This window comes from Collinsella sp. OF02-10 (genome assembly GCF_003463445.1).
Lineage (GTDB): Bacteria > Actinomycetota > Coriobacteriia > Coriobacteriales > Coriobacteriaceae > Collinsella.
The window spans coordinates 1-1,251 of sequence record NZ_QSCW01000038.1 but is presented as its reverse complement, the minus strand read 5'-3'; the positions used below and the strand labels follow the sequence as shown (position 1 = coordinate 1,251).

Below are 1,251 nucleotides of genomic sequence, written 5' to 3'. Positions count from 1 at the left end.
CCCCTCATATCCCCGGCTTCATCGAGCAGAGACCACTCGCCCATCTCCCTCGACAGCCCCTCCATCTCCACAACCTTCTCCCTGGCACCGTTGACGAGCACCTTCTCCGCGCGCCTGCCGTCACGTGCCGTCACGAACTCGCGGCCGGCCGCGAGCGCGGCCTTGCAGATTGGGTTCTCGGCGAACTCGGCGAGCTTTGCCTTGAAGCTCCCGAGGAAGCCCCTCACCGACAGGCACTCGGCAATCTGCGCCAGCTCGACCTTGATTCTCTCGAACCTCGCGGCAAAGCCCTCGACCTCCGACCTGCACTCGGCGAGCTGCGCCCTCGCCGACTCAAGCTCGCCGTTGGCAGCTGCGAGCTGCGCCCTCGCCGTCCAAAGCAGCTCGGTCTTCTCGTCCAGCTCGGCCTGAACGCGGCGGCTCTCGGCCTTGTATTCGGCCACGGACTTGTGGCGGCGCACCGGTTCCCCGTCCCCGCGCTTCTCGCCCCTAGAAAGGCCGTACAGCGCCCCTACGCGGGCATGGAACCTGTCCTGCATCTCCCCGAGCGCCATCTTGCTCGGGAAGAACCCCTTCCACGAGAGCTTCCCGTCCCTCAGCGGCACGAACCCGAAGTGCGCGTGCGGGGTCTCCTCGTCCATGTGCACCGTGAAATGCACCATGTTCGATTCCCCGAACTCCTCGCGGCAGAACTCGAACGCGGCATCGAAGAACCTCCTCACCTCCTCGGCGCTCGCCCCCTCGAAGAACTCGGGACTCGCCGTCACGATTCCCTCGACGAGCCTCACGGCATCCTTGCGAACCTTGCGGGTACCCGAGTACCCCTCGTCAATCCTCGCCTGAATCTCGCCCTCGTAGTCGGCGTGCGGGCACATCTCGCGGTTCAGCCGGGTTCGGAATTGGTCAATGTCCGGGTTCGTGTGCTTTCCCGGCTCGCGGTCGTTGTGGTACTGCATGGCACTTATCTCGGCACCCTTGCACTTCTGGACTCGAAGGATTGCGTACTGCTTACCCATCGGCGGCGGCACCTCCCGGCTTTTGGAACAAAAGGGTAACGCACTCCCCCTTTGTCTACGGAAAAGGGGTGCGCCGACAGTGTACCACCGTCGGTTCTCCGCGACTTAGGGTCGCTCCGCGCACCATACCGGTATGGTGCTTGGCGGGGCACGCGGCGGCGCGTGCGGGTTCGGGAAAGCCGTCGGGGTTCGGGGTTCGGGGTTTGGCACCCCCCTGCGCGGGGGTCGTAGAAAG

1 protein-coding gene is annotated in these 1,251 nt (G+C 65.1%); it reads right to left on the bottom strand.

The genetic code is table 11. The features are described from left to right. A partial coding sequence (gene mobV / locus DXA43_RS10010) for a MobV family relaxase (RefSeq protein WP_199580570.1) occupies positions 1-1,016 on the bottom strand: 1,016 nt, incomplete at its 3' end. Positions 1,017-1,251 lie beyond the last annotated feature (235 nt).